The sequence below is a fragment of the Arthrobacter sp. 05L45_2 genome (assembly GCF_056397525.1).
Genome location: NZ_JBFTNO010000339.1, coordinates 1 through 1,539, shown reverse-complemented (window position 1 = coordinate 1,539; position 1,539 = coordinate 1). Strand labels below are relative to the sequence as shown.

At 65.5% G+C, this 1,539-nt stretch carries 3 protein-coding genes; 2 read left to right on the top strand and 1 reads right to left on the bottom strand.

All coding sequences use genetic code 11. The features are described 5' to 3' along the window. On the top strand, positions 1-380 hold a 380-nt coding region (locus AC1DHD_RS16225), incomplete at its 5' end, for an MFS transporter (protein WP_476880689.1). A gap of 177 nt (positions 381-557) precedes the next feature. Here the strand turns inward: AC1DHD_RS16225 and AC1DHD_RS16220 are convergent. Further along, positions 558-944 (bottom strand): DUF1844 domain-containing protein, encoded by a 387-nt coding sequence (locus AC1DHD_RS16220; RefSeq protein ID WP_476880688.1) that lies wholly within the window; start codon positions 942-944, stop codon positions 558-560. Positions 945-1,326: 382 nt separating this feature from the next. On the opposite strand from AC1DHD_RS16220, the gene infC reads away from it, so the two are divergent. Next, positions 1,327-1,539: translation initiation factor IF-3 (gene infC / locus AC1DHD_RS16215; protein WP_476880687.1), on the top strand; the 213-nt coding region annotated here is incomplete at its 3' end.

Here is a 1,539-nt window from a genome sequence, read left to right as displayed (position 1 = left end):
GCGCCATGCACCGGCCCGTCTCGCCCATCCTGCTCCTCCTCGGCATGTCAGCACTGACGCTGCCGATGGCGTTCGCTCAGGACACCTGGACCCTGGCGTTGCTGTCCCTGCTCCCGGGCCTGCTCTGCGCACCCGTGCTCTCAGCCGCCTCCGAAAAAGTGGCCGACCTGGTGGAGGAGGGCCGCCGCGGCGARGCGATGGGCTGGTACGGCTCTGCCCTGACCGGCGGCGTCGCGCTCGGCGCCCCGCTGGCCGGGCTGTTCATTGACGGCGTGGGACCCGGTGCCGGGTTCGTCTCGGTCGGTGTGGCCGGTGTAGTGCTGTGCCTGGTGGGCCTGCTCCTGCAGTACCGGCGCAGGCGCCGGCTCGCCGCAGCCTAGTCTGCCGGATCCGGAGACCAGCCGCGGACGAACCAGGACCGGCAGGCCCCGCGCCGGCGCCGGGTGACGGTTAAACGGCGACGGCGGGCGGACCGGTATGGTCCGCCCGCCGTCGCAGGCGCCAGGAGTGAGCCGTGCTCTCCTGCTGCCTGCCGTTGCCGGGTTGGTGGCTGTCAGCTAGTTGACGGCACCGGTGTACTTTTCGCCCGGGCCCTTGCCCGGAGCGTCCGGAATCACTGATTCCTCGCGGAACGCCAGCTGCAGGGACCGCAGGCCGTCGCGCAACGGACCGGCGTGCTGGGAGCCGATCTCCGGGGCCGCTGCGGTGACCAGGCCAGCGAGGGCGGTGATCAGCTTGCGGGCCTCGTCCAGGTCCTTGAGCTCTTCGGCATTGTCCTCGGCGGCCAGGCCGAGCTTCACGGCGGCYGCGCTCATCAGGTGCACGGCGGCGGTGGTGATGACTTCGATCGCGGGAACCTCGGAGATGTCGCGGATCTGCTGGGAGACGTCGTCCTGGCCACCGGCCGGCTGGTAAACATGTGAATTACTATCTGAAGTGCTCATGCTGGTAAGCTTGTCACAGACCAACTGAATGTCGTTATTCCAGCAGTTCCGGAAGCCCGACGGCGCACATGTGCGTTGAGCGGGTATCTTTCTGTAGGATTGGTTTTCAGTTTGCAAGCGGAGTTCTCTCCCACCCGCGTCAGCCGCGAGTATTCCCCAGGAATCAAGGTTGCCGGGTATCTGGTCGGGCATTCCCTCCGGGCTTCACGCCTGAAGGGCCTGCATGCCGCCTCGTCACGAGGAGGGCAGTTCCGATCTTTGAGGCCTTCGATTGCTCCGGCAGTTGGAGGCCTTCTTCATTTGCCGGCGGAGTACCCCTCACGAACACAGGAGCTTTAACATTAGCGAGCCAAGAATCAATGAGCGTATCCGCGTCCCCGAGGTGCGGCTGGTCGGCCCTGCAGGCGAACAAGTTGGGGTTGTCCGTATTGAGGATGCCCTGCGTTTGGCTGCCGAGTCCGATCTTGATCTCGTTGAAGTTGCACCGCAGGCTAAGCCTCCGGTGTGCAAGCTGATGGACTTCGGCAAGTACAAGTACGAAGCCGCTGTCAAAGCGCGCGAGGCCCGGAAGAACCAGACCAACACGGTCCTGAAG